Annotated in this window: 24 protein-coding genes; 10 read left to right on the top strand and 14 right to left on the bottom strand. The window is 67.5% G+C overall.

Annotated features, from left to right (window positions below; all coding sequences use genetic code 11):
- Positions 1 to 231: 231 nt before the first annotated feature.
- Positions 232 to 960 carry a sulfotransferase domain-containing protein gene (locus tag FBZ87_RS20310; RefSeq protein ID WP_186454865.1) on the top strand — a complete coding sequence of 243 codons (729 nt, stop codon included), beginning with the start codon at positions 232 to 234 and terminating at the stop codon, positions 958 to 960.
- 145 nt (positions 961 to 1,105) lie between these two features.
- On the opposite strand, the gene nhaA is transcribed toward FBZ87_RS20310, so the two are convergent.
- Both nhaA and FBZ87_RS20300 read right to left on the bottom strand, forming a co-directional pair.
- Complete coding sequence (gene nhaA, locus FBZ87_RS20305) at positions 1,106 to 2,287, bottom strand: Na+/H+ antiporter NhaA (protein WP_145612398.1); 1,182 nt, start codon at positions 2,285 to 2,287, stop codon at positions 1,106 to 1,108.
- A 114-nt stretch (positions 2,288 to 2,401) separates the two neighbouring features.
- Positions 2,402 to 3,076, bottom strand: a complete 675-nt coding sequence (locus FBZ87_RS20300; RefSeq protein ID WP_211107023.1) for a class I SAM-dependent methyltransferase — start codon at positions 3,074 to 3,076, stop codon at positions 2,402 to 2,404.
- Positions 3,077 to 3,353: 277 nt separating this feature from the next.
- Between FBZ87_RS20300 and FBZ87_RS20295 the strand changes: the two genes are divergently transcribed.
- Together FBZ87_RS20295 and FBZ87_RS20290 are read left to right on the top strand one after the other, a co-directional pair.
- Complete coding sequence (locus tag FBZ87_RS20295) at positions 3,354 to 4,553, top strand: NADH:flavin oxidoreductase (protein WP_145612396.1); 1,200 nt, start codon at positions 3,354 to 3,356, stop codon at positions 4,551 to 4,553.
- 60 nt (positions 4,554 to 4,613) lie between these two features.
- On the top strand, positions 4,614 to 4,961 hold the full coding sequence (locus tag FBZ87_RS20290) for an ArsR/SmtB family transcription factor (protein ID WP_145612395.1): 348 nt from the start codon (positions 4,614 to 4,616) through the stop codon (positions 4,959 to 4,961).
- A 14-nt stretch (positions 4,962 to 4,975) separates the two neighbouring features.
- On the opposite strand, the gene FBZ87_RS20285 is transcribed toward FBZ87_RS20290, so the two are convergent.
- The 9 genes from FBZ87_RS20285 to FBZ87_RS20245 all read right to left on the bottom strand — a co-directional run bounded on the left by FBZ87_RS20285 (position 4,976) and on the right by FBZ87_RS20245 (position 13,303).
- A complete protein-coding gene (locus FBZ87_RS20285) occupies positions 4,976 to 5,284 on the bottom strand; it encodes a hypothetical protein (RefSeq protein WP_145612394.1) in 309 nt (102 codons plus the stop codon).
- A 135-nt stretch (positions 5,285 to 5,419) separates the two neighbouring features.
- A complete protein-coding gene (locus FBZ87_RS20280; protein ID WP_145612393.1) occupies positions 5,420 to 5,725 on the bottom strand; it encodes a hypothetical protein in 306 nt (101 codons plus the stop codon).
- An 85-nt stretch (positions 5,726 to 5,810) separates the two neighbouring features.
- Positions 5,811 to 8,600 (bottom strand): DUF5695 domain-containing protein, encoded by a 2,790-nt coding sequence (locus FBZ87_RS20275; protein WP_186454864.1) that lies wholly within the window; start codon positions 8,598 to 8,600, stop codon positions 5,811 to 5,813.
- 95 nt (positions 8,601 to 8,695) lie between these two features.
- Entirely contained in the window at positions 8,696 to 9,592 is an 897-nt protein-coding gene (locus FBZ87_RS20270) for a LysR family transcriptional regulator (protein WP_145612392.1), read from the bottom strand.
- A gap of 106 nt (positions 9,593 to 9,698) precedes the next feature.
- Positions 9,699 to 10,733, bottom strand: coding sequence for a hypothetical protein (locus FBZ87_RS20265; protein WP_145612391.1), 1,035 nt, complete (start codon positions 10,731 to 10,733; stop codon positions 9,699 to 9,701).
- 74 nt (positions 10,734 to 10,807) lie between these two features.
- Positions 10,808 to 11,302, bottom strand: a complete 495-nt coding sequence (locus FBZ87_RS20260) for a DoxX family protein (protein WP_145612390.1) — start codon at positions 11,300 to 11,302, stop codon at positions 10,808 to 10,810.
- Positions 11,299 to 12,036: an HvfC/BufC N-terminal domain-containing protein gene (locus FBZ87_RS20255; RefSeq protein WP_145612389.1), complete on the bottom strand. Its 738-nt coding sequence runs from the start codon at positions 12,034 to 12,036 to the stop codon at positions 11,299 to 11,301. Before FBZ87_RS20255 ends, FBZ87_RS20260 begins: the two co-directional genes overlap by 4 nt.
- Positions 12,020 to 12,868: an MNIO family bufferin maturase gene (bufB, locus tag FBZ87_RS20250; protein ID WP_145612388.1), complete on the bottom strand. Its 849-nt coding sequence runs from the start codon at positions 12,866 to 12,868 to the stop codon at positions 12,020 to 12,022. The genes FBZ87_RS20255 and bufB overlap by 17 nt, the downstream gene beginning before the upstream one ends.
- 165 nt (positions 12,869 to 13,033) lie before the next feature.
- On the bottom strand, positions 13,034 to 13,303 hold the full coding sequence (locus tag FBZ87_RS20245) for a BufA1 family periplasmic bufferin-type metallophore (RefSeq protein WP_145612387.1): 270 nt from the start codon (positions 13,301 to 13,303) through the stop codon (positions 13,034 to 13,036).
- A gap of 210 nt (positions 13,304 to 13,513) precedes the next feature.
- On the opposite strand from FBZ87_RS20245, the gene FBZ87_RS20240 reads away from it, so the two are divergent.
- The gene (locus tag FBZ87_RS20240; RefSeq protein WP_186454863.1) at positions 13,514 to 14,860 is read left to right on the top strand and encodes an amidase; all 1,347 of its coding nucleotides are present in this window, start codon (positions 13,514 to 13,516) and stop codon (positions 14,858 to 14,860) included.
- Here FBZ87_RS20240 and FBZ87_RS20235 read toward each other — a convergent pair.
- Positions 14,857 to 15,069: a hypothetical protein gene (locus FBZ87_RS20235; RefSeq protein WP_145612385.1), complete on the bottom strand. Its 213-nt coding sequence runs from the start codon at positions 15,067 to 15,069 to the stop codon at positions 14,857 to 14,859. The genes FBZ87_RS20240 and FBZ87_RS20235 overlap by 4 nt on opposite strands.
- 181 nt (positions 15,070 to 15,250) lie before the next feature.
- Between FBZ87_RS20235 and FBZ87_RS20230 the strand changes: the two genes are divergently transcribed.
- Positions 15,251 to 16,687, top strand: a complete 1,437-nt coding sequence (locus FBZ87_RS20230) for a M20/M25/M40 family metallo-hydrolase (RefSeq protein ID WP_211107022.1) — start codon at positions 15,251 to 15,253, stop codon at positions 16,685 to 16,687.
- A gap of 14 nt (positions 16,688 to 16,701) precedes the next feature.
- Positions 16,702 to 18,009 carry an MFS transporter gene (locus tag FBZ87_RS20225; protein WP_145612384.1) on the top strand — a complete coding sequence of 436 codons (1,308 nt, stop codon included), beginning with the start codon at positions 16,702 to 16,704 and terminating at the stop codon, positions 18,007 to 18,009.
- 93 nt (positions 18,010 to 18,102) lie between these two features.
- On the opposite strand, the gene FBZ87_RS20220 is transcribed toward FBZ87_RS20225, so the two are convergent.
- Positions 18,103 to 18,408, bottom strand: coding sequence for a hypothetical protein (locus tag FBZ87_RS20220; protein WP_145612383.1), 306 nt, complete (start codon positions 18,406 to 18,408; stop codon positions 18,103 to 18,105).
- 428 nt (positions 18,409 to 18,836) lie between these two features.
- Between FBZ87_RS20220 and FBZ87_RS20215 the strand changes: the two genes are divergently transcribed.
- Positions 18,837 to 19,931, top strand: a complete 1,095-nt coding sequence (locus FBZ87_RS20215; protein ID WP_145612382.1) for a YyaL domain-containing protein — start codon at positions 18,837 to 18,839, stop codon at positions 19,929 to 19,931.
- A gap of 202 nt (positions 19,932 to 20,133) precedes the next feature.
- Positions 20,134 to 21,726 (top strand): methyl-accepting chemotaxis protein, encoded by a 1,593-nt coding sequence (locus tag FBZ87_RS29300; protein WP_425465735.1) that lies wholly within the window; start codon positions 20,134 to 20,136, stop codon positions 21,724 to 21,726.
- A gap of 12 nt (positions 21,727 to 21,738) precedes the next feature.
- Here the strand turns inward: FBZ87_RS29300 and FBZ87_RS20205 are convergent, their stop codons facing one another.
- Positions 21,739 to 21,969 carry a hypothetical protein gene (locus FBZ87_RS20205; RefSeq protein ID WP_145612381.1) on the bottom strand — a complete coding sequence of 77 codons (231 nt, stop codon included), beginning with the start codon at positions 21,967 to 21,969 and terminating at the stop codon, positions 21,739 to 21,741.
- A gap of 414 nt (positions 21,970 to 22,383) precedes the next feature.
- On the opposite strand from FBZ87_RS20205, the gene rfbB reads away from it, so the two are divergent.
- Together rfbB and rfbD are read left to right on the top strand one after the other, a co-directional pair.
- Entirely contained in the window at positions 22,384 to 23,454 is a 1,071-nt protein-coding gene (gene rfbB, locus FBZ87_RS20200; RefSeq protein WP_145612380.1) for a dTDP-glucose 4,6-dehydratase, read from the top strand.
- 11 nt (positions 23,455 to 23,465) lie between these two features.
- Complete coding sequence (gene rfbD / locus FBZ87_RS20195) at positions 23,466 to 24,359, top strand: dTDP-4-dehydrorhamnose reductase (protein WP_145612379.1); 894 nt, start codon at positions 23,466 to 23,468, stop codon at positions 24,357 to 24,359.

Genomic DNA, 24,359 nt, shown 5'->3' with positions numbered 1-24,359 from the left:
ATATCATTACACAATATTCGATACCATGAAGCGTTTAGAACGGCAAGGCTGGGCGAGTGTCCGCAACGTGCGGGGGGGGGCGCCGGGCGCGAAGCGACCTTGCCGTCGTGTCTTTGGTCCAGAGTGGTTTTCTGGCATTAACATGAACATGAGGGTCAGATCTGTGGCGGCGAGGTGGGCGGTGGTCGCAAGGATCATTCTAATAGGATTCCGGAGAATGGGCGGGTTGCAGTGAAGGGGCCGGATTTCCTGGGGATCGGGGCGCAGAAGTCGGGGACAACCTGGATTTATGAGAATCTGTCGCTTCATCCCAAAGTCAGTTTTCCCGCCGGGAAAGAAGTTCATTTCTGGGACGCTGGGCGGGACCGGGGAGTGGACTGGTGGATGGACCAATTTGGCCCACGGCAGCCCGGCATCCGAAAGGGGGAAATCACCCCTGCCTATTCCTTCATCGCGACGGACGTCATCCGTGAATTGCACGGCCTATGTCCGGATTTGCGCCTGTTCTACGTCCTGCGTAATCCCGTGGAGCGCGCATGGTCGGCGGCCCGTATGGCCGTGTTGCGTGCCGAAATGACGTTGGAGGAAGCCTCTGAGCAATGGTTCCTTGACCATTTTCGCTCCGCCGGTTCTCGGCGCCGAGGCGCCTACGCGGAAGCGATTGGCCGCTGGCGCTCCGCCTTCCCGGCGGAGCAGTTGTTGATCGTGTTCTTTGACGATCTACGGGAGCGGCCACGAGAATTTCTGTCCCGATTGTGTGACCACATTGGTGTTGATGGCCGCGCTTATGATGCCACGTCGGACGAGGCCTTGCAGCGGGCTGTGTTTCGGGGGCCGGAGGCACCGCTACCGCCCCGGCTCCGGCGCGACCTTATCAACTTATACCGCGCGCCGGTGGAGGAGCTGGGGCATGTGCTGGGCGTTGACCTCTCTCACTGGTTGGCGGAGCCGGTGACCTAGGTGTTCGTCCCGAGGACTGATGCTGTGGTTTAGCCTGGACCACCGGGTTCCGCCGTCCATGATCTGCAGCTGAATTGCCGAGGATCAGCCGAAGCCCGCCGAACGTCCATCCGGTGCCTAGTTCGAAGCCCCTGCGAAATAGGGCTCACTTCCGACCTCGCGTCACGGCCAGCCACAGCCCGCCGCCCAGGGCCGAGATCAGCGACCCGCTGAACACGCCCAGCTTGGCCTCACCCGCCAGGCCCGCATCGGGGAAGGCCAGGCCGGCGATGAACAGGCTCATGGTGAAGCCGATGCCGCACAGCATGGCGATGCCGTAGAGGGTGCCCCAACCGACCTGCGCCGGCAACTGGGCCAAGCCCAGGCGCACGGCGCCCAGCGTGAAGGCGAAGACGCCCAGCTGCTTGCCCAGGAACAGGCCCAGCGCGATGCCCAATGGCACGGGGTCCAGCAGGCTGGACCAGTCCAGGCCCTGGAAGCTGACGCCGGCGTTGGCGAAACCGAACAGGGGCAGCACGCCGAAATAGACGAGAGGGTGCAGGGCCGACTCCAGCCGGTGCAGCGGGGACCGGCCGGCGGCCTCGTCCTCCTCGCTGCCTAGGGGGATGGTCAGGGCCAGCAGCACGCCGGCCATGGTGGCGTGGACGCCGGAGCGCAGCACCGCCACCCACAGCGCCAGGCCCACCACCAGGTAGGGCGCCAGCCGGCGCACGCCCAAGCGGTTCATGCCAATCAGCACCGCCAGGGCCAGGGCGGCCAGGCCCAGGTCCGGCCAGGACAGGCCGCCGCTGTAGAACAGGGCGATGATCAGGATGGCCGCCAGGTCGTCGAAGATGGCCAGCGACGACAGGAACAGGAAGGCGGAGCGAGGCAGGCCGCGCCCGAAGGCCGACAATGCCGCCAGGGCGAAGGCGATGTCGGTGGCGGCCGGCGTGGCCCATCCGGCCAGCGCATCGGTGTGACCCCAGTTCAGGGCGATGTAGATCAGCACCGGGAACAGCACGCCGCCCAACGCCGCGATGCCGGGCAGGGCGATCTGCGACGGGCTGGACAGGTCGCCGCCCACCATCTCCCGCTTGATCTCCAGCCCCACCAGCAGGAAGAACAGCGCCATCAGCAGATCATTGACCCATTGCTCCACCGACAGGGTGGCGGGGCCGACGCCCAGCGGCGCGTGCAGCGCGTGGAAATAGCTTGGCGCCAGGCTGGAGTTGGCCACGGCCAATCCCGCCAGCGATAGGGCCAGCAGCAGGATCTCGCCCCAGTTATCCAGCGCCAGGAAGCGCTCCACACGGTAATGGATGTGGCGGACCAGGGACTGGATCATGGGGGGCAGGCCTGCGGCTCAAGGGCGGGTACCCGTCCCACTTTACGGACGGGGCCGCCAATTGCCACCCAAAGCCGCGCTGGCCGGCCAGAAAGACTGGCCGGGCGATAAAGCTCAGTGATGCCGCGCGCTCATGACGGCGAAGCGCCAGGACTTGAAGGCGCAATCCACATCGCGCAGCCCCGCCTCCGCCATCCACATCAGCTGTTCGCCCAGGGTGGCGCAATGATCTTGGCGCAGGCGGTCGCGGGCGCGGGACAGCTCCACCGTCGGCACGCCCAGGTCGCTGGCTTCCGATTGCCACAGCCGGTCGTACTGGCTTTCCACCTCGGCGGTGGGGCCCAGCACCTGCTCGGCGCTGATGAACAGGCCGCCGGGGGCCAGCGCCTGGTTGATGCGGCCGTACAGGTCACGCTTGGCGTTGTGGTCCAGGTGGTGGATGGCGAGGGAGGAGATGACGAGATCCCACGGACCGGTCAGATCGGCCTCCTCCAGCTCCGCCAGGGCGAAACTGACGCGGGCGTCGCCGGCGAAGCGGCGGCGGCTCTGCTCCATGGCCTGGGGCGTCTCTTCCACCAGGTGCAGGTGGGCGTGGGGCAGGCGGGCGCGCACCAGCGAGGCGAACAGGCCGCCGTTGGCGCCCAGGTCCAGCACCCGGGGCCGGGTGGGGGCGCCCCAGTCGTCGATCAGGGTCAGCGCCGCGCCGTAGAAGGCATCGAAACAGGGGATCAGGCTCCGCTGCAGCGCATCATTACGCCCGGTTTCCAATAGGCTCGCACGGGCTGACACGGGTGCCGCCATCCTGCTGTCCTCCTGCTGTCACGGCGCCGGCTGGCGCGCATAAACCCAATCTGCGTCTGCTGTTTTGCTGGCCTCTTCAAAGCCTGTCATCAAAGCGTAGCGCATTTCTCAGCGCTTACCATAGCCGATCAAATCTTAAGGATTGGTTGGTTTGCGGCGCAACATTTCATCCGCGCGAAAATGTCGCCAAACCAGGCACTTGATATATCGAGAAAACGCGATATACCGAAACATCTCTTCTCCGCCAACCAGCCAAAGGCCCTCCATGGACACCGCGACCCCCGCCCCGACCGCCAATCCCGGCGCGACTCCGGCCGCTTCTGATGCCGGCATCGGCACCCATTCCGTCAACGCGGCGGTGGCGCCCTTGTTCCAGCCCTTCGCCTTTGGCCGGCATACCCTGGCCAACCGTCTGGTGATGGCGCCCATGACCCGGAGCAAGTCGCCGGGCGGGGTGCCCACCGATGATGTGGTGGCCTATTACCGCCGCCGTGTGCAGGGCGGCGTGGGCCTGCTGATCACCGAGGGCACGACCATCAACCACCCGGCCGCCAACGGCTATCCCCAGGTCCCGGCCTTCCATGGCGAGGCGGCCCTGGCCGGCTGGAAGCGGGTGGTCGATGCCGTGCATGCCGAGGGCGGGCGCATCATTCCGCAGCTGTGGCACGTGGGCATCGCCCGCCGCCCGGGGGTGGAGCCGGACCCCAGCGTCCCGGGCTACGGCCCCTCCGCCATCGTCACCCATGGGGTCGAGGTGGTGCGGGCCATGACCCAGGCCGACATCGACGCCGTGGTCGCCGCCTTCGCCCAGGCCGCCGCCGATGCGGAACGCCTGGGCTTTGACGGGGCGGAGCTGCACGGCGCCCACGGCTACATCATCGACGACTTCTTCTGGGAACAGACCAACCAGCGCACCGACGCCTATGGCGGCAGCCTGGAGAATCGCACGCGCTTCGCATTGGAGATCGTGCGGGCCGTGCGCGCCGCCGTCAGCCCGGACTTCCCCATCGTCTTCCGCTTCTCGCAATGGAAGGGCGTCGATTACAACGCCCGGATCGCCCAGACGCCGGAAGAGCTGGGCCGCATTTTGAAGCCCCTGGCCGAGGCCGGCGTGGACATCTTCCACGTTAGCACCCGGCGCTATTGGGAACCCGCCTTTGACGGCTCCCCCGACACGCTGGCCGCCTGGACCAAGCGCCTGACGGGCAAGCCCGTCATCGCCGTGGGCAGCGTGGGGCTGGACGGCGCCTTCAAGGTCGGCATGTTCGCCAATCGCGACGCCTTCGAGGTCAAGCCCACCGACGTGGACCAGGCGGCCCAGGCCCTGGCGCGGGGTGATTTCGACCTGCTGGGCGTCGGCCGGGTCTTGCTCAGCGATCCCGATTGGGCCATCAAGGTCCGCGACGGCCGCGTGGGCGAGGTGGTCCCCTTTGACCGCGCCGCGCTGGACCGACTGGTGGTTTGATGAAATGGCCGGGGAGGGTGGTGAGCCCTCCCCGGTTTCACGGGTGTGGATGTCGACGCGATGGATGTGGAAGCGATCCTGAAGGCCCTGGCCAACCCGGTCCGGCGCGACATCCTGCTGTGGCTGAAGGACCCCGCCACCCACTTCGGCCCCCAGCCCGACGGCTACCCCGTTGAAAAGGGCGTGTGCGTCACCCGCATCCTGGAAAAGACGGACCTGTCACAGTCCACCGTCTCCACCTACCTGGCCATGCTGCAACGCGCCGGCCTGCTGACCTCCCACCGCGTGGGGCAATGGACCTTCTATCGACGCGACGAGGCGCTGATCAACGAGTTCATGTCGACCTTCGGCAAGCAGCTGTGCCAGATGCTGGTGAAGCGGGGGGATTACCAGGGCGGCGGCGGCTGAGACCCGGCACCGCCTCAGCGGTGCAGCCAGAACCTGTCGAGCAGGTACAACGCCCCCACCCAGGCCAGCACCATGGCCAGGGCGTGGTGCTTGACGTAGGCCGGGAACTTGCGCGCCGACAGCAGGATCAGCACCGGCACGCCCGCCACCACCAGCGGCATCAGCAGCCACACCATGCCGGGCGCCGCACCGCCCTGGGCGCCATCATTGGCCGCCACCACCGTCAGGAACAGGGCGGGAAAGATGGCCATGCACCCGCCAACGATCAGCAGGAAGCCCAGCGCCCACAGGGCGACTTTGCAGATTCGGTCGAGACGGGTCATTTTGGAGGCCGGCATGGTTGTGGAGCGTCGCACCCGCTTTCTATCGCACCGGACAGGGTGTGGGTGAAAGGGTTGGATTAGCTCGCTCCCCATGACACTGATCGTCTCCATGGGGACCGGCTTTGGAAAGCCAAGTCACCAGAATAAGGCACCCCATATCAGGTATATGGCCAAGGGCACGGTGAAGACGGCGATCCAAGCGATGACCGTCGCCCCCAGTATCCTCCCCCGTTTGTCGGGATATCCATGAAGGCCATAGACCAGGGCGATCCCACTGCCGATAGCCATCACTGACATCGAGCCAATGATGATATTCGCCCTGACATCGAAACCGATTGCGTTGAGCAGATACGCAATTCCGGCCACCAATATCCCGAAGACGATCAGCAGAGCCGCACCGATCAAGACACCCAGGTCATAGCCATCAAGTTTGAAGCTCACAGACGCCAACATCCTCAATAATCTTATGGGACAGCCTCGGCGTTGTGGGCATGTAAAGCAAGAAGCGGTTGGCTTGGTGAGCGGGTCACATCCGCTCCACCGCCACTTCCCGCACCCCCGCCGGCAGCGCCACCGTCACCCACGGTGCCTCACCCGCCACCGTCAGCACGCCGCCTCCCGTCACCTGATAGCGCCCCTTGGGCAGGCCTCGCAGGCGCAGGCTGGGCGGTTGGCGCTGGGGCTCGCCGTCCAGGGTCAGGCGCAGGTGGGCGTCCGCCGGGTGCCAGGCGATGCTCTCGCCGCGGGCGAAGCGGGCGCCCTGCACCTCCAGGTCCAGGCGCTGGCGGGCCAGGCGGGCGTGTTGCAGCCGGGCGTGCAGGCGGCGGCGGACGCCGTCGCGCGGGGTGATCTTCAGCCAGCCGTCTTCCTCGGCCAGCGTGCCGCCGAAGCAGAAGCGGCCGAACACGGGGTCGTCGCTGACCAGGGTGGCGGCCATGCGCAGGGCGCCGCAGAAGCCCAGGTCGCTTTCGCTGGAATAGTACCAGCTGCCCCGGTGGTGGGGCTGGCCCAGCCAGGTGGTGCCGTGGGATGCGGGCTCGAACCCGCCGCCGGAGGCGCCGTCGTTGGCCTGGCCCGGATACCAATAGCCATAGCCGCTTTCCGCCGTGCCGCTGTTCACCAAGGCCCAGGCGCTCATGAACGAGGTCCACGCCAGGCGCAGATGGGCCCGCCCGTCTTCGGCATCGTTCAGCGCATGGTCCGCTAAGGCCCAGCCGCCCATCTGCGCCATGTAGGTCAGGGTGAAGGCATCGCCGCCGGCGGCGCGATAGTCGCTGCCCAGATAATAATAGGCGGGTTCGATGGTGCCGCGGCAGAACAGGTTGGCGGCGATCTGGGCGTCGGCGAAGCGCCGGGCGGCGGTCCGGGTGACGGGGAAGCCCGGCTGGCCGGCATGGTCCAGGGCGTAGCGGGCCAGGGCCTGGGTGGATTCGAAGCCAGTGGAATCGAAGGGATATTCCGAGCCGAAGAGATCGGGCTTGCCGTTGACGAAGAAGTCGACCTTGCGCACCCAATGGCCGCGCAGCTCCGCCGCCTGGGCCGTCTTTCCCGCCGCGTCCAGGGCGTCGATCAGCTCGGGGATCACCACCTCGTTATAAAAGCCGGTCTCATAGGCGCTCCACTCCTCGATCTTCATCGGGATGGTGAACAGGGCGCGGGTGGTGCCGTAGGCCCGCTCCAGGTAGGTCGCGGCGTCCAGCCGGGTGGTGATGCCGGGATAGCGGGTGGCGACGCGGTAGAGGCCCAGGTACATCGCGATGATGTGCGGGTAGTCGTAGGGCCGCCAGTAATGCTGGCGCCCCTTGGGGCCGGGGTCGGCGCTGTCCCGGTTCTTCTTCCAGTCGGGAATGCCGTAGAGGGCGTAGCTGTCCTCCTCCTCCGTCGTGCGCTGCAGCCCGCCCCAGACGAAGTGCTCCACATAGTCATCAAGCGCCGCCACCTCCGCCTGCACCGGGTGCTCGGCGTTCTTGCTGGCGAGGTAGGCGGGTTTGCTCAGGCCTGGATCGTCGCAGCTCACCTCATAGATGCGCCAGCCTTTGATGCGGTCGTAATTGTCGGGGCCCAGCAGGGTCTGGGTCTCCTGGTTCCATTCCGCCAGCAGGCCGTTGTACCACTTGGCCGGGTCGCGGTGCTGGTGGGCGGCGATGAAGGCGGCGCGCTTGGCAATCAGGGTTTCCACCGGCTCGGTGGCGAAGAACTCCAGATGCGTGGCGCGCCCGTTTCCGTGGCGGATGGTGACCAAATTCTCGCCCAGGCGGCGGAAGCGCAGCTCATAGATATGGCGGCCGTTGCGGATGCCCAGGTCCAGGATGGTGGTCTGGTCGGGATATTCCGCCTCGATGGCCCCGATGGTGTCCAGGGTGCGCAGCGCGATGCGGCCCGGCAGGTCGGTGGGCAGGGTCATGCCCTGCGCCACCTCCACATCGATGCCGCCGTGGGCCACCAGGGTGTCGCGCACGCCGGCATAGTCTTGCGCCCAGGTGAAGCGGGCGCCGAAGCGGCGGGTTTCGTCGGCCCCGAGGGTCAGGCTGGTCAGCGGCTGGCGCCAGCGGCCGCCTTCCGCCCGCATGGCCTCGCCCGTGGCGGCGGCGTGGATGAAGACCTGATAGGCGCGGTAGGGCCGGACGGGGCTGTCGCTGTCCTGCCGGGCGCCTTGGCGCGGCTGCCAATATTCGAAATGCGTTTCCCGCTCCGGCGTCATGACCAGATAGGGGCCGACGCTGTTGGACCGCATCCAGAACAGGAAGGAGCCATGGCCGGAGACGAAGCTGTGCTTCAGCACCGCGGATGTCGCCGGCTGCTTGGCCTTGAACTCGGTATGGAAGGGCAGGGGCAGGGCCAGGTCGCCGATCTCCAGCGGGGCACTGGTGCGGTTGGTCAGCGCCACCTGCCAGGCGAGATCGCCGTCGGCCACGCCCAGCCGCAGAGTCAGGCCCAGGGCCGGCCCGGACTCATCAATGATCTCGTACTCGGCCATGCGGCTTTGGGCGTTTGGCTGATCCAGGCGACTGGGTGTCAGGCTGGCCGTGTCGATCGCGCGCCAGGGGGCGCCGCCATCGCGGCGATAGGCCAGGGCCACGTGGCCCAGCGTCTGCCCAGGCTCCAGGTAATCGGTGTCGAAGGCGTCGCCGGATGCCCGCAGGCTGGTCAGGCCGGGACCGTCGAAGGTGAGGGCGAAGGTATGCGTGGCCGGCTTGGCCGCACCGGCCATCGCCGGGGCGCGGCTCGCCAGCATCGCCCCGGCCGCCACGCCACCGGCGGCCAGCATGACGTCACGGCGGCACGGCGCCCCGGCCGGCTTGTTCTCACGCTTCATGATCGCAGGGCCCCTTGCCAATCCGTTCCTTCAGCCCTCTTTGGCGGGGCCGATTTTGGATACAATATACAGATTGGCTGAAGCCGGGAAGGGGTTTAGGCGGCGGCTGTCTGTGCCGTTCCTCCCCAGTCGTAACGGCGGGCCAGGGCCATGAACTCGCGCAGGGCGGGGGAGTGGCGGCGGCCGGCGACGCTGGCCAGGCTGACGGTGCGCGACAGTTCCGGCTCGATCAGGGGGCGAGTGGCGATGCCGGGCAGCATGGGCAGGAATTCCGGCATCACGGCGCAGCCCAGGCCGGCCAGGATCATGGCCTGAATCCAGTCCTCCCGCTCGCTTTCATAACAGACGCGGACGTCGGCGGGGTCGGGGATGCCCAGGCTGTCGAAATGCTGCGGATATTCGCAGTTCACCCGGTTCAGGTAGTCTTCCTGGTCCAGTTCGGCCAGGGGCACCACGTCCATGGCTTCGAAGCGGTGGCCGGGGGCGAAGGCGACGGTGTAACGCTCCTGATACAGGGGCCGCGCCTCCACCCGTTCCGGCAGGTCGGGCAGGCCCAGCAGGGCGCAGTCCAGTTCCCCCTCCATCAGCAGGGCCAGCACCTCGCGTCCCGGCGCGTCGCGCAAGGCGACCTCCACCGAGGGCAGGGCGGCGCGGAACCGCTTCAGGAAGCCCACCAGGCGGGTGGGGCCGATGGTGCACATGACGCCCAGGCGCACCCGGCCCTTTTCCAGCGTGTTGAAGCTGCGCGCCTCCAGCTTGGCGGACTCGCTGGCATGGAACACCGCCTCCAGGTGCGGGCGCATCAGGCGGCCCAGGTCGGACAGATGGGTCAGGGTGCGTTCGCGCACGAACAGCGGCCCGCCCAGTTCCTCCTCCAGCTTCTGGATGGCCTTGGTCAGCGAGGGCTGGGCCACGCCGCAGGCCTCCGCCGCCTTGGTGAAGTTCAGGGTTTCGCACAGCGCCACGAAATAGCGCACCTGGTTCATTTCCATGGCGGGTTCATTTCCATGAGGGGCGTTTCCTTAGAAACGGCGGCGTCCGGCCTTGTTGAACCATGTCGGACGCCGCCTGTCGCGGGGAAACGTCGCCGCACGGGGCTCACGAACGCGGGCGCAGGCCCAGCCGGGTGTTGACGGCGTCGACCACATAATCATAGGCGGCCAGCAGGTGGACGCCGGTGTTGAGGAAGCTGCCGCCTTGGGGGCTGGGGCCACCGTTCAGGATGCGGCTGGGCGACGCCGTCTGGCTGGGGTCGCAGTTGACGTTGGGGCCCGGGCCATCGGCCGGCTGGGTATTGACGAAGCTGTAGTTCAGCGCGGTGGCGCCGGCCTCATCCTCCGCCTGAATGGTGACGGCGGTGTTCAGCCAAGGGATGGGGGGCTGGGGCTCGGGTATGACCCCGATGAACATGTTGGTGATGCCCGCATCCATCAGCATCTGCGCCTGGGTTTGGATGGGCGTTCCGCCCTGCGGCGTCACCGTCAGTTGCACCCAGGGCAGTTGCAGGCCGCTGGGGCTGCTGGAATCGGCCACCAGGGGCAGGAAGCGGTAGCCCTGCAGGCTGTCGATGGTCTGTCCCAGGGTCACCAGGCCGTGCCGGCCGTCCGCCTGCAAGGCCGCCGTCAGGGCATAGGCCGGCAGCACGGCGGGGTCGGGCTCCAGCATGTCGCGCAGGTTCAGGAAGGGGTTGTCCAACGCCGTGGCGGCATTACCGGATGGGGTCAGCGTGGCCTTGGCCTCCAGCCCGATGCCCACGCCCAGCATATAGACCGTGTCGTCATTGGTGCAGGCCATGACGCGCACTGGGCCCAAGACGGCGGTGCCCTGGGGTGTGCCGTCGCCCACCTGCAGGCCGGTGACGACCACGACGGGACCCGTGCGGGTGTTGCCGCTGGGCTCGTAGGTGAAGGTCAGCGTCTCCCCCGTGGGCTGGGCCCAGGGTTGGAAGTTGCCCGCGCCGTCCTGCAGCGTGGCGATGGGCACGACGATGCCGACCGAGCCGGTGTCGATATTCACGCCGTGGCTGGCCTGATTGGGGAAGAAAAGCGTGGTGGAAAACAGGCCGGGCAGGTCGCCCGCCATGTTGATGGTGGGCTGGAAGGTGATGATGTTGGTGCCGTACTGGATGCTCATGGTGTCGCTCCTCAGGCAGGATGGGACCGGCCTGAGAATGTCCGTGCGGCGGGTTTGTTCCAACCGTTATGATCTTACAAGTTGTGACCCGCCACCGGGTCCAGCCGCCGGCGGACCAGATGGTCCAGCGACAGGACGCCGGGGCCGCGCAGGATGATGGGGACCAGCACCGCCGACCACAGCAGATGGTCGGGCCAGCTTTCGGGATAGACGAAGATCTCGATCACCAGGGTCATGCCGAACAGGGCGCCGGCCGACAGGCGGGACGCCAGGCCGACGACCAGCAGCACGGCGCACAGGTTTTCCGTGATGCTGGCCAGCACGGCCGCCACCTCCGGCGGAACCAGGGGCACTTTGTACTCGTCCCGGAACAGGTCGAACGTGGTGTCGTTGATGTGGAAGCCCGTCACCTTGGTCTGGCCGGACCGCCAGAAGACAGTGGCCGCCGCCAGGCGCCACAGCAGGCCGTCCAGCCCCCGGGGGAACCGCTCCAGCCGGTGGATAAGGGCCAGCGCCAGGGCGATGGGCGCGGGCTTGTCGCTTGAGGGGGTGGTCACGGGCAAGGTCATGGCAATTCCACTCCGGTGAAGACCTGCGCCGCCAGCAGGCCGGTTAATTCGTGTTCCAGATTGAAGCCCGCGTCCAGGGCCAGCGCGTTGTCCCAGGCGCTGCCCAGGGGCAAACCGGCGCCCAGGGCCATCAACAGGGCGAAGGCACCGGGCCCGAGGCGGATCAGCAGCACCTCGGCCGCCGGTCGCACCACCAGCAGGTGGGTGTCGCCGTCGGTGTCCAGGTCCACCGTTGCGTCGCCAGCCTCCGGCTGGTTGGCTTGCCAGATGCGGTCCACCGGCCAGGGGCTGGTGACGAAGCGATGGCTGGGGTGCAGGCGCCAGACGGCATCCTCCACCGCGTCGCCCAGGGTGGCCAGGACGCTCGCGTCCAGGGGGGCTGCCTCCGTCGCGTGGTAGGCATGGGTCCATGCCGCCTCCAGCCGGGCGACATCGGCCAGGTAGGGCAGCTGCCGCGCCACCTCCTGCCCGGTCAGCCACGCGGGGAAGCCGGTGCCGTACCGCAGCAACGGCGCCTCGCGCGGCGGTTCGTGGCGGACGTAGGCCTGGGCCAGGCCAGTGAAGCAGGCCTCGCCCACCAGGCGTTGGGTGACGGGGAAGCCGGCGGCGAGGACCGCCGCCAAGCCGCCCAGGGTGTTGTCACGGTGCAGGCCGGCATTGGGCAGGGGTGGCGTGCCGGTGGTGGCCAGCACCCAGTCGCGCATGTCGCGCTGGCGCTCAAGCAGCGTGGGCATGGGCCGCGTCCTTTCCGGGCAGGACCTCGGCGATGCCGTCCGCGGTGGCGACCTCGGACAGCAATTCGGCCAGGGGCGGAATGTTGGCGTCCCGCTCCACCAGGGTGGGGACGGGGCCGAAGCGGGTCAGCGCCTGGCGGTACAGGTCCCACACGGCAGCCGTGACGGGGGCGCCGTGGGTGTCCAGCAGCACGGCGCGGCCGTCGTGGGTGACGGGCTCATGCCCCGCCACGTGGATTTCGCCCACGGCACCGGTCGGCAGGGCGGCCAAGTAGGCCTTGGCGTCCAGCCCGATATTGTGGGCGCTGACGTGGATGTTGTTCACATCCAGCAGGATGCCGCAGCCGGTACGGCGGGCCAGTTCCGCCAGGAAGGCGGCCTCGTCCCAATCGCTTTCCGGGAAGGCCATGTAGCTGGACGGGTTCTCGACCAGGATGTGGCGGCGCAGGGCCGTTTGCGTCTGATCGATGTGATCGGCCACCAGGGACAGGCTGGCATCGGTATAGGGAATGGGCAGCAGGTCGTTGAGGTAGGTGCCGTCGATGCGGCACCAGGCGAGATGTTCCGACACCAGTTCCGGCTGGTAGCGATTCACCAGGGCCGCCAAATCGGCCAGGTGGTCGGCATCCAGCGGCTCTGCTCCGCCTAGGGACAGGCCGACGCCGTGGATGGACAGGGGATACGCCTCACGCAGCACGGTCAGCCAGCGGTGCGCCGGGCCGCCAGCCCCCATGTAGTTCTCGGCGTGCACTTCCAGAAAGCGCAGGGAGGGGCGGTGGGCCAACAGCTCGGCCGTATGGCGGGCCTTCAGGCCGATACCGGTGATGCCCATGACGGCGTCCCTTGTTTCACGTGTGCACTCAAGTGCCGGGCGCCAGCATACGCTGGCTTGGCTTCCTCCCTTTTCAGTCCGCTGACGCTTCCCGAAAAGGCCCGGCGGCCGTGCTTGCGGCCTACAGCGGCGTGGGCCTCTGGCCCACGCCGCTGAGATGACGGCTTACTTCTTGGCGGGTTCGGTGCTGCCGCCCGAGATCTTGGCGCAGGTGCCGGCCGGCACGGCGATGAAGGCGCCGGGGTCGCGGTCCTTCGTGGCATGGCCGGCGCAGGAGTTGCTGTCGGTCTTGCAGTCGTTGTGGCCGGCCTTCACGACGCCGTAGCACTTCTCCATATCCGCGGCCTTGGCCGGGGCGGCGGCCAGGGTGGCGCCGGCGACGGCGGTGGCGACGATCAGGCCCAGGCCCAGGCGGCGAGTGGTGGTGGTCTGCATTTTGAAATCCCCTCAGGTTTGGTGGGTGGTTGCGATGGGCTGACGCTAACCCCGTACCCCCCACCCTGTGAAATGCAGGGGGGATATGAATTCGATAGCGGCCGGATATGGCGTCCGGTTGTCGCACCTCTTGCCGGGTTGCGGGTGGGGTGCCGCCCGTGCCAGGGTTCCGCCGGCCCAGAAAAACGCCCCATCCCAAGGCGCCATCCCATGGATCTCAGCACCGCCCTCGCCGCCCTGAAGGACGGCACCCTGACCGCCCGTGACCTGGCCGAGGCCTGCATCGCCGCCCGGGCGGCGCGGCCCGACGCCCGCGACAATCCCTATGTCGCGTTCAGCGCCGGCCTGCTGCGCGCCCAGGCGGACGCCGCCGATATCCGGCGTGCAGCAGGCCGGCCGCTCAGCGAGTTCGACGGGATACCCCTGTCGCTTAAGGATAATTACGGTACCGGAACAGTTTGTGGCGGCACGTGGCCGGTATTCGCCGGGTCCCCCCGTCGCCTGCCGCCCATGTGGAACCAGCCGGGCGGCGTGGTCAGCCGCCTGCTGGCCCAGGGCGCGGTCGTGACCGGCAAGACCCGCATGGTGGAATTCGCCTTCGGCGGCCTGGGGGCCAACGGCCATTGGGGCACGCCGCGCAACCCCTGGGACCGTGTTCACCACCGCGTGCCCGGCGGGTCCAGCACCGGCGCGCCGCTCAGCCTGCATGAGGGGTCCGCCCTGCTGGCGCTGGGCACCGACACGGCGGGGTCGGTGCGCATTCCGGCGGCCTGGAATGGTCTTTATGGCTACAAAAGCGCGCGGGGACACCTGGCGACCGACGGCATCGTGCCGCTGTCGCCGCGCCTGGACACCGTGGGTATCCTGGCGCTGACGGCGGATGACCTGGCCCAAGGCTATCGCCTGTTGACCGGCACCGTCATCGATCCGCTGACGGACCCCAGCGTCATCCGTATCGGTCGCGCGCCGGTAGCGTTGTGGCAGGACTGCAGCCCCGGCGTGGTGGCGGCAGTGGACACCGCGCTGGACCGCCTGACCGGTCTGTTCCACCCGGTGGACAGCGTGACCATTCCGGAATTGGACGAGGCCTTGGCCCTGTTCCGCCGGGGCGGCCTGGCGGGGGCGGAGATTTATGGCTTCCTCGGGCAGGAACTGCCGGCCTGGCTGCCCAGTTTGGACGCCTATGTCGGCCCCCGTATCCGCGCTTCGGCCGATGTGCTGGACTATGACGCGCGCGTCGCTTTCCTCGACCGCTTCGCCAACGGCGTGCAGGCCCTATTCCACGACGTGGACATTTTGGCGCTGCCCACGGTGGCCATCACCCCGCCGCTGCTGGCTGATCTGGCGGAGCCGTCGGCCTATGGCCGCGCCAACCTGATGGCGCTGCGCAACTGCTGCGTCGCCAATCTGGGGGACATGGCGGCGGTCACCCTGCCGGTGGGCACGGACGCTGCCGGGTGTCCGGTGGGCCTGCAGTTGCTGGCCCCGCGCGGTGCCGACGCCCGCCTGCTGGCTATCGCGCGGGCGGCGGCGGCCCATTTGGCTGGGGACTATTAAGGGTTGGTTCGCAGGCGACGTAGCGCCGGATTGATGAAGTCGTCGACCAGCAAATAGATGCCGAAGGCCAGCAGGAAGCCACCCATGAACAGGCCGCGCCAGAAAATGGCATGGTGGGACAGAAGTTGCCGCTCAATGATGTAACCGCCGCCGCCGATCATCAACGCCATGACGACGAACAGGACGGTCTTGCGTATTTTCGCTCCCACGGACCCCCTCGTGCGAGAATTGCCCTTCGTGATCCTAACACAATTGTGTCGCGCGGGGCATGGCAGGGCTGTGGATTGCGACCATGCGCCCCGCGCGGTGGCACTTGCCTGCATGTCAGCGCTAACGCATCGTGGCGCCATAATAATCCGGCAGTTCAGTCACCAAACCACAGGGAACCCCATGCCCCAGCGCCATCGGTCTGTGCGTACGCTGTCCGTCCTCCTGCTGAGTGGAGCCATGCTCCATGGCGTGAACGCTTGGGCCAAGCCCGCCAAACCCGAGGCTCCCGTGGCCGAGGCGTCCGCCGTAGGACCCGTTGACGACCATCCGGTGCTGCGGGAAATCGCCGCCCAGGTGGATCCGGCGCAGCTGCATGCCACGATCGAAAAGCTGGTATCCTTCGGCACCCGCCACACCCTGTCCGACACCACCTCCCCCGACCGGGGCATCGGCGCCGCCCGCGCCTGGGTCAAAAGCCGGTTCGAGGCCATCTCCAAGGACTGCGGCGGCTGCCTGACGGTGGTGACGCCCGCGCAGACCGTGTCGGGCAAGCGCGTGCCCACCCCGACGGAGGTCATGGACGTGGTGGCCGTGCTGAAAGGCACGGAGGAACCGCAGCGGGTCATCCTCATCGCCGGCCACCTGGACAGTCGCGTGACGGACGTGATGAACGCCACGGCCGACGCGCCCGGTGCCAATGACGACGCTTCCGGCGTGGCGGCGGCCATCGAGGCGGCGCGGGTGCTGTCCCACCACAAATTCCGCGCCACCCTGGTGTTCGCGGCGCTGTCGGGGGAGGAACAGGGCCTGCTGGGCGGCAAGGTGCTGGCCGATTACGCCAAGGAGCAGGGCTGGCAGGTGGAGGCCGACCTCAACAACGACATCGTCGGCAACACTCAAGGCGAGGACGGCGTGGTGGACAACACCCATATCCGCGTCTTCTCGGAAGGCACCAAGGCGGTGGAGACGGTGAAGCAGGCCAACCAGCGCCGCTATTCCGGGGGCGAGGTGGACAGCCCCTCGCGCAACCTGGCGCGCTACATGGACAGCATCGCCACCCGCTACCTGGATAATTTCAGCGTGCGCATGGTCTACCGCACCGACCGCTTCGGTCGCGGCGGCGACCAGGTGCCGTTCCTCGAGGCGGGCTTCCCCGCCGTCCGCGTGACCGAGGCGCATGAGAACTACACCCGCCAGCACCAGGACTTGCGCACCGAGGGCGGGGTGCGTTATGGCGATACCATCGACGGTGTCGATTTCCCCTACCTGGCCCAGGTGACCCGCCTGAACGCCTTGACCATGGCCAGTCTGGCCTGGGCTCCCGCCCCGCTCAGCGACGTGAAGGTGGAGGGCGCGCTTAGGCATGACACCACGCTGAGCTGGACCAAGGTCCCGGGCGCCGTGGGCTATCGCGCCTGGTGGCGCGACACCCTGGCGCCCAGTTGGCAGCACGACCGCTGGGCCGGCGACGCCACCACCGTGACCTTGCCCAATATCGTCATCGACGACTGGTTCTTTGGCGTCGCGGCCGTTTCCAAGGACGGCTATGCCAGCCCGGTGGTCTACCCGGGCCCCGCCGGATCCTTTGTCGCCATGCCCGACCCCGCCGGCCCGTGAGCAGCAGAGACGTGATGAGCAGCACCCCTTCCAACGCCGCCGCCCCCGACCCTGCGCCCAATGACGGGCCGGCCCGCAAGGGCTGGGGCGGGGCGTTGCGCCACCCGGCTTTCCTGCGCTATTGGCTGGCACGCATCCTGTCCATGGGGGCCCTGCAGGTGCAGGCGGTGGCCGCCGGCTGGGCCATCTACGACCGCACCGGCAGCACCATGAACCTGGGCCTGATCGGCCTGGCGCAGTTCCTGCCCTCCGTCGGCCTGGTGTTGGTCACCGGCCATGCCGCCGACCGGCTGGATCGCCGCCTGATCATCACCATCTGCGTGGGCGTGGAGGCCGTGGCCATGGCCATGACCGGGGTGGTGCTGGCATCGCCCGACCTGCCGGTGTGGCTGGTCTATGCCGCCGTCATGCTGTTCGGCGCCGCCCGCGCGTTTGAGGCGCCGGCGTCCTCCGCCCTGCTGCCCAACCTGGTGCCCAAGGCCGACTTCCCCAACGCGGTGGCCATCAGCTCATCCGCCATGCAGGTGGCGGGCGTGCTGGGGCCGGCGCTGGGCGGCGTGCTCTACGCCGGCCTGCATGACTGGGTTTTCGGTGTGGGCGCCGGCTTCCTGCTGCTGGCCGGGGTAATCGTGGTCGGTATATCCGCGCCCTCGCGCGCTGTGACCCGCGCCCCGGTCAGCTGGGACGGCATCCTGGGTGGCATCCGCTACATCCGCCAGCAGCCCATCGTGCTGGGCGCCATCTCGCTGGATCTGTTCGCCGTGCTGCTGGGCGGCGCCACCGCCCTGCTGCCGGCCCTGGCGCGTGACCAGTTCTCCGCCGATGCCGGTCTGTTGGGCCTGACCGGGCCCATGCTGCTGGGCGTCATGCGCGGCGCGCCGGGGGCGGGTGCCATCCTGGTGGGCCTGACCTTGGCCGCCTGGCCGCTGAAGCGCCGGGTGGGGCCCATCATGCTGGCCTGCGTGGGCGTTTTCGGCCTGGCCACCATCGTCTTCGGCCTGACCCATTCCCCCGCCATCGCCTTGCTCAGCCTGCTGGTCATGGGGGCGGTCGACATGGTCAGCGTCTTCGTGCGCCAGACCCTGGTGCAGCTGGGAACGCCCGATGAGATGCGCGGCCGGGTCAGTGCCGTCAGTGGCCTGTTCATCGGCGCGTCCAACCAACTGGGCGAATTCGAGTCCGGCCTGACGGCGTCCTGGCTGGGAACGGAATTGGCGGTGGTGGTGGGCGGCATCGGCACGGTGGCCGTGGTGGCGCTGTGGTGCCTGCTGTTCCCGGCCCTGCGGCGGGCGGACAAGCTGGACTGGTCCGCCGCCACCTGACGGAGGGCTTATCAAAAAAGCCAATAAAAAAGGAAGGGCGGGCAGCGGGCCCATCCTTCCTTTTTTAAAATCGAGCGCTGAGTGCGCGTACAATCAGCCCTTGGCCTTGAAAGCGCGCAGCTGCTTGTTGAACTCGTTGGCGATGCTCTGCATCTGGTCGACGGCGGCGTTGTACTTGGCGGAGCCGGCGGCCTTGTCGTTCTCCAGGCACTTCAGGAAGTCCTGCATGTCCGCCATGTAGCCCTTCACCGAGGCGCTGGCGCTGGTCATCTGCTCGGTGGTGGCGCCGGCGCCATCGGGGATGGACGGCGGGTTGGCGTGCGTGCTGCACTCGGCCAGCGCGGGGCCGGCGACAAAAAGGGAAACGGTGGCCAAAATGCCCAGGAACTTCGTGTTCATCGCTGATCTCTCTTCTCTGCTGCCCCGGTGGTCCGCCATTCTTTGCCGCGCAGCACAAGGGGGTGTTGGACCCAAAGCCTTATGCTGCACCTGCGACGGCGGCCAATTGTTTACGGGCGGTTTATTAGCAAAACCTTACCAAGATGAAAACAAGTCCCGCATGCATCGTTGGGCTGCGTTGCACGCGGGGTGGTGGAACCGGTGAGGTGTATATTTGGGCCGCCTACTGCCCCACCACCATCATTCCGACAAATTATGAGAATACATCTGTCGTTTGTTTTTAGGAAATTACCATGCATTTTAGGAAAGTTGCCCTGGCGGTGATCTATTTTTGCCTGGCAAGCCCCTTGGAGCCAGCGGCCGCGCAGACCTGTGTCGCATTGCAGCATGCCGTCAGGAGTGCCGCACCTGGATCGGGCCCCCGTTTCGTGCTCAGCTACCCGGGCGACACCCATCCGGCCCTGGCGCACAGCGCGTTCACCTATGACAACGCCCTGACCACCATTGCCTTGGTGGCATGCGGCCATGTCGAGGATGCCCGCCTTGTTGGCGACGCCCTGGTGCGGGCGGCCACGACGGACCGGACCTTCAAGGACGGGCGGGTGCGTAACGCCTACCGCGCCGGTGCCGCCGCCAGCCCGCCCCTGCCGCCGGGCTGGTGGGATGACAAGGCCGGCCAGTGGGCGGAGGACGGCTATCAGGACGGCAGCGCCACGGGAAACGTGATTTGGGCGGCGCTGGCCCTGCTGACGCTGCACGAGGCTACGGGCGAGGTGGCCTATCGTGACCGCGCCGCCGGCCTGATGCGCTGGGTGGCGGATTTGATGGCGGACCCCGCCCAGCCGGGTGGGTTCATCGGCGGGCTGGACGGTTTCGATCCCGCCCAACAGCGCCTGAATTACAAGGCGACGGAACACAACATCGATGCCGTGGCGGCCTTCACCTGGCTGGCGCGCTCGACAGGCGACACCGCCTGGACCCGCCACGCCGCTCTGGCGCGGGGTTTCGTCGCGGCGGCCTGGGACGGGACGGAGGGGCGTTTCCGCATCGGCACCAAGCCGGACGGCCGCAGCTGGGCGCCCGGGGCGGCGCTGGACATCCAGTTGTGGGCGCATCTGGCCATCGGGGAGGCGCCGGCCGATTGGCGCCGGTCGCTGGCCTGGGTGGAGAAGCACCATGCCAACGCCGGCGGCTTCGACTTCAATGACGACCGCGACGGCGTCTGGATCGAAGGCACGGCGCAGGCGGCCCTCACCTACAAGATGCTGGGGCAGCCGGACAAGGCGGCGGCGGCCCTGGCCACCGTCCAGGCAGCCAGGGAGCCGGGCGGGCTGCTCTACGCCACCGCCGCCGGCACGGTCAGCACCGGCCTGGCGGTGGGCCCAAGCTCAACCACGGACGACTTCCGCTATTACCACCAGCCCCATCTGGGCGCCACGGCCTGGGCCGCCCTGGCGGAGACGGGCTGGAACCCCTTCACCGGCCAACGTGTGGAGGTGAAGGAAAGAGCCACGCGGCCGTAAGTCCATGACCAACCTATTCATCGTTTGTTAAGGGCGTTGACGGGAGGATTGAAGGTCCTGTCGTGCCGGTGGAACCGGGGGAAAGCAGGTCACAAGTCATCATTGCCGTGTTTCATGGGAGCAGACGATGAAGCTGGGCACGAAGATTCTGTCGCCGGTCATCATTCTTGCCATGGTTGCTTTCCTGGTCTTCTTGTCGGGTGTGGTAGGATTGTCCAGAGTCAATCAGGGCGCCAACGCCGTGGTCCAATCCAACACCCGGATCCTGACCGCCGCAGAACTTCGGGCCACCAGTCGGGCCCTGCAACGCGACGCCTTGAACCTCATCGCCGAGGAAGCGGCCGGCCGCGGCGAAATCCTGCAGCGCTTCAGCAACCGCTTGAAAGAAATGGCGGACCTGAACGATAGGCTGGAGCCCCTGTTGGTGGCGGCCAAGGCGCCGGAGGCAGGCCGCCTGGGGCCCCTGGAACGCGACGTTATGACGGCGCTGGAACTGGTACGCACCCAGGTTGCGGCGGGCAGAGCGGAGGAGGCGCAGGCCACATTCCGGACCCAGGTGCGAACGGCGGAGAGAGCGGCATCCGCGCTGACCGACCCCTTGATCGAGCGCGGCATCGCCCGCATCGCCGAGGAGGCAACCGACCTATCGGCCACGCAGTCGATGACCCTTGGAATCATGATCGCCACGGCGTTGCTGGGCATCGTGGCGGGTGTCGCGCTGTCACTGTTGATCGCCCGGCGCGCCGTGACCGAGCCCATCATCCGGGTCACGCAAGCCATGGCTCGTCTGGCCAGCAAGGACTACGCTTTCGACCTCGTCGGGGCCAACCGCGCGGATGAGGTTGGGGACATGGTGCGAGCCATCACCGTCTGCCGGGATCAGATGCGGCGGGCCGACGAATTGGAAGTGCAGCAGGCGCGCGACCGCGCGGAGCGGGAGGCCAAGCAGGCCCAACGCCTGGCCCTGGTGGAGTCCTTCGTCGCGCGGATGAATGGCATGTCGGGGGATTTGAACGAAGAAGCCGGCCACCTCCGCACCAGTTCCCAGCACCTGTCACAGGCGGCGCAGGAGACCAGCGTACGCACCGACCAGGCCTCCACGGCCACCAACCGGACGGCGGCCAACGTGCAGACGGTGGCGGCCGCGACCGAGGAATTGTCCGCCTCCATCCGGGAAATCAGCGCTCGCGCGGCGGAGACGGCCGGCACCTCCAGCACCGGTGCCGACGAGGCGCGCCGCGCCGCCAGCCAAGTGGCCACCCTGCAGGAGGCGACGGGCCAGATCGGCCATGTCGTGGACTTGATCAACGGCATCGCCGGGCAAACCAACCTGCTGGCCCTAAATGCCACCATTGAGGCGGCGCGGGCGGGAGAGGCCGGCAAAGGCTTCGCCGTCGTGGCGCACGAGGTCAAGGCGCTGGCGATGCAGACGGCCAAGGCCACGGACGAGATCCGCACCCAGGTGGCTGCCGTTCAGGGGGCGACCGGGGCTGCGGTGACCTCCATCGGGCACATCGTGGAGATGATCACCGCCATCAGCGCCATGGTTGGATCCATCGCGTCCGCGGTGGAGGAGCAAGCCTCCGCCACGGCGGAAATCACCCGCAACGTTCAGGAGGCGGCCAACGGCACCGATGCCATCACCGCCGACGTTATCGGCCTTGCGCGCACCGCCCGCGATACTGGGCGGGCAGCGGATACCGTGCGCGATGTGGCCGGCGGAATCGCCGTCCGCTCCAGCGATCTGAAAAGCCACGTGGGTCAGTTCGCCGACGCGTTGCGCCAGTCCGCCTGACAGCGCATTGGCTCAACGGCGCACCAGGGCGGCACCCATCAGCACAACGCCCAGGATCAGGGCGGCGGGGCCGACGAAGGGGGGGACGACATGGGTGTTCTCTTCCTTCGCGGTGACCTTCAGGTCGCCGATCTTGGCCAGTTCCTTGGTGTCCTTGGTGGTGAACATCGGCACGGCCAGGGCCAGCACGCCCAGAACCACGATAACGGCGCCGGTGATCAATAATCCACTCTTGCCAGCCATTTCTCTCTCCGTTCTCAGGTCCGCTTGATCATGTGGTGCCCCGTATTGATGGGCGTTTTTTCATCTTCAACAGTATCGTATCTGGCGCATTCGTCACGGCTGCTTTGGTCGTACATCAATATCCTGGTCCCTGCCGTCCATGATTTATGACGCAGACCTATAGTGTAGGCTTGCGAATGGCTGTTTATTCGCGTTGCCCTAGATTAACGGCGAAAGGGGGTACGACCTGCGGCCGGGCGGCCCTACTTTTGGCAGGTTATCGCAGGTGCCCCCGCCAGCCCCGCCCGCGCCGGAAGGAAAAGGACGTACATCGCGGAGTTTGCTTTTGGCCGGGACGGAGTTGTATTTTCGGGCGCGTTGTTCAGACCTGCCGCCCGCGAATGGCAGGATGAGGGTCGTAAAGGAGTTTGGCGCGTGAAGATAATGGTGACGGGTGCGGCCGGTTTTATTGGGTCCGCGGTGTGCCGCCTGTTGGCGTCCGAAGGGCAGGATGACCTGGTGTGCGTGGACAAGCTGACCTACGCGGCCAGCCTGGAAGCCATCGGTGAGGTTCTGGCCGGCGGCCGTGCCGTCCTGGAAAAGGCCGATGTCGCCGATGTCGAGGCCATGCGCGACATCTTCAAGCGCCACCAGCCGGACGCCGTGATGCATCTGGCGGCGGAAAGCCATGTCGACCGCTCGATCGAGGGGTCGGGCATCTTCATCCGCACCAACATCAACGGCACCCACGTGATGCTGGAAACGGCGCGGGAGTACTGGCAGGCCCTGCCGGAGGAGCGCAAGGCCGCCTTCCGCTTCCACCACATCTCCACGGACGAGGTCTATGGCTCGCTGGGTGAGGAGGGGCTGTTCCGTGAGGACACCGCCTATTCCCCCAACTCCCCCTATTCCGCCAGCAAGGCGGCGTCGGACCATCTGGTCAACGCCTGGTACCACACCTATGGCCTGCCCACGCTGCTCAGCAACTGCTCCAACAACTACGGCCCCTTCCACTTTCCGGAAAAGCTCATCCCCCTCATGATCCTGAACGGGATGGAGGGCAAGAAGCTGCCGGTCTATGGCAAGGGCGACAACGTCCGTGACTGGCTGTTCGTGGAAGACCATGCCCGCGCCCTGGTGCTGATCGTGCGCAAGGGCGTGCCGGGGGAGCGCTACAACGTCGGCGGCAACGCCGAGCAGCGCAACCTGTACGTGGTGGAAACCATCTGCGACCTGCTGGACGAGCGCCTCCCCAGCAGCACCAAGCGCCGCGATCTGATCACCTTCGTGACCGATCGTCCGGGGCACGACCAGCGCTATGCCATCGACGCCTCCAAGATCAGGCGCGAGCTGGGGTGGGAGCCGTCGGTGACCTTCGAGGAAGGCATCCGCCGCACCGTCGATTGGTACCTGGCGAATCGCTGGTGGTGGGAACCCATCCGCGAGGCTAAGTACTCTGGCCAGCGCCTGGGTGTGACCGCCCCCGCCGCAGCCGTCGTCGGCTAAGGGGGCGTCTCATGACGGGGGAGAGCGTGGGGACCGTTCGGGTACTGCTGCTCGGCGGGGCGGGTCAGGTGGGCTTGGCTTTCCGGCGCGTGGTGCCGGCCAACTGGCAAGTCACGGCCCCGGGCCGCGAGGCATTGGACATCGCCGACGCCGATGCCGTCCTGGCGGCGGTGTCGGCCGCCGATCTGGTGGTGAACTGCGCCGCTTATACGGCCGTGGACAAGGCCGAGAGCGAAGTCGATGCGGCCTATGCCGCCAACCGTGATGGCCCGGCGGCGCTGGCCCGCGCCTGTGCCGTGCGGGACACCCCCTTGCTGCACCTGTCGACGGATTACGTCTTCGACGGCACCAAGGTGGGCCCGTACGTGGAAACCGACCCCGTCGGCCCTGTCAGCGTCTACGGCGCTTCGAAAGAGGCGGGCGAGCAGGCGGTGCGGGCGGCTTTGCCGGCCCACGTCATCCTACGTACGGCCTGGGTTTATGGCCCCGACCGCGCCAATTTCCTCAGGACCATGTTGCGCCTGGGCGCGGAGCGGGAAGAGCTGCGCGTTGTGGCGGATCAGCACGGCTGTCCCACCGCGGCGGCGGACATCGCCGACGCCCTGGTGGCGGTGGGGAACCGCATCCTGGATGGGCAGCGCGACGGTTTCGGCACCTATCACCTGTGCGGTACCGGCGCCACAACGTGGCACGGCTTCGCGGCGGAGATTTTCGCCCAAGCCCAGGCGCGGGGCGCCAAGGTCCCGCGTCTGGTGGCGATCGGCACAGCGGACTATCCCACCCCGGCCAAGCGGCCGGCCAATTCGGTGTTGGACTGCGCGCTGCTGGAGCGGGTTTTCGGCTGGCGGGCGCCGGCCTGGCCCGACAGCCTAGCCCGCAGCCTGGATGTCCTGCTGCCGGCCTGA

Origin of the sequence: Nitrospirillum amazonense (assembly GCF_007828035.1) — a bacterium.
Lineage (GTDB): Bacteria > Pseudomonadota > Alphaproteobacteria > Azospirillales > Azospirillaceae > Nitrospirillum > Nitrospirillum amazonense.
Note: the sequence above shows the minus strand (reverse complement) of the source record. Positions and strands in the feature narration are given on the sequence as shown.

Excerpts from the sequence above, each read along its gene's own strand:
- FBZ87_RS20295 (WP_145612396.1), top strand. The coding sequence starts at position 3,354 with ATGGACACCGCGACCCCCGCCCCGACCGCCAATCCCGGCGCGACTCCG.
- FBZ87_RS20265 (WP_145612391.1), bottom strand. The coding sequence starts at position 10,733 with ATGAGCATCCAGTACGGCACCAACATCATCACCTTCCAGCCCACCATC.
- FBZ87_RS20240 (WP_186454863.1), top strand. The coding sequence starts at position 13,514 with ATGGATCTCAGCACCGCCCTCGCCGCCCTGAAGGACGGCACCCTGACC.
- FBZ87_RS20245 (WP_145612387.1), bottom strand. The coding sequence starts at position 13,303 with ATGCAGACCACCACCACTCGCCGCCTGGGCCTGGGCCTGATCGTCGCC.
- rfbD (WP_145612379.1), top strand. The coding sequence starts at position 23,466 with ATGACGGGGGAGAGCGTGGGGACCGTTCGGGTACTGCTGCTCGGCGGG.
- FBZ87_RS20270 (WP_145612392.1), bottom strand. The coding sequence starts at position 9,592 with ATGGAAATGAACCAGGTGCGCTATTTCGTGGCGCTGTGCGAAACCCTG.
- bufB (WP_145612388.1), bottom strand. The coding sequence starts at position 12,868 with ATGGGCATCACCGGTATCGGCCTGAAGGCCCGCCATACGGCCGAGCTG.
- FBZ87_RS20275 (WP_186454864.1), bottom strand. The coding sequence starts at position 8,600 with ATGAAGCGTGAGAACAAGCCGGCCGGGGCGCCGTGCCGCCGTGACGTC.
- FBZ87_RS20260 (WP_145612390.1), bottom strand. The coding sequence starts at position 11,302 with ATGACCTTGCCCGTGACCACCCCCTCAAGCGACAAGCCCGCGCCCATC.
- FBZ87_RS20225 (WP_145612384.1), top strand. The coding sequence starts at position 16,702 with ATGAGCAGCACCCCTTCCAACGCCGCCGCCCCCGACCCTGCGCCCAAT.
- FBZ87_RS20220 (WP_145612383.1), bottom strand. The coding sequence starts at position 18,408 with ATGAACACGAAGTTCCTGGGCATTTTGGCCACCGTTTCCCTTTTTGTC.
- FBZ87_RS20285 (WP_145612394.1), bottom strand. The coding sequence starts at position 5,284 with ATGACCCGTCTCGACCGAATCTGCAAAGTCGCCCTGTGGGCGCTGGGC.
- FBZ87_RS20205 (WP_145612381.1), bottom strand. The coding sequence starts at position 21,969 with ATGGCTGGCAAGAGTGGATTATTGATCACCGGCGCCGTTATCGTGGTT.
- nhaA (WP_145612398.1), bottom strand. The coding sequence starts at position 2,287 with ATGATCCAGTCCCTGGTCCGCCACATCCATTACCGTGTGGAGCGCTTC.
- FBZ87_RS20290 (WP_145612395.1), top strand. The coding sequence starts at position 4,614 with ATGGATGTGGAAGCGATCCTGAAGGCCCTGGCCAACCCGGTCCGGCGC.
- FBZ87_RS20230 (WP_211107022.1), top strand. The coding sequence starts at position 15,251 with ATGCCCCAGCGCCATCGGTCTGTGCGTACGCTGTCCGTCCTCCTGCTG.
- FBZ87_RS20255 (WP_145612389.1), bottom strand. The coding sequence starts at position 12,036 with ATGCCCACGCTGCTTGAGCGCCAGCGCGACATGCGCGACTGGGTGCTG.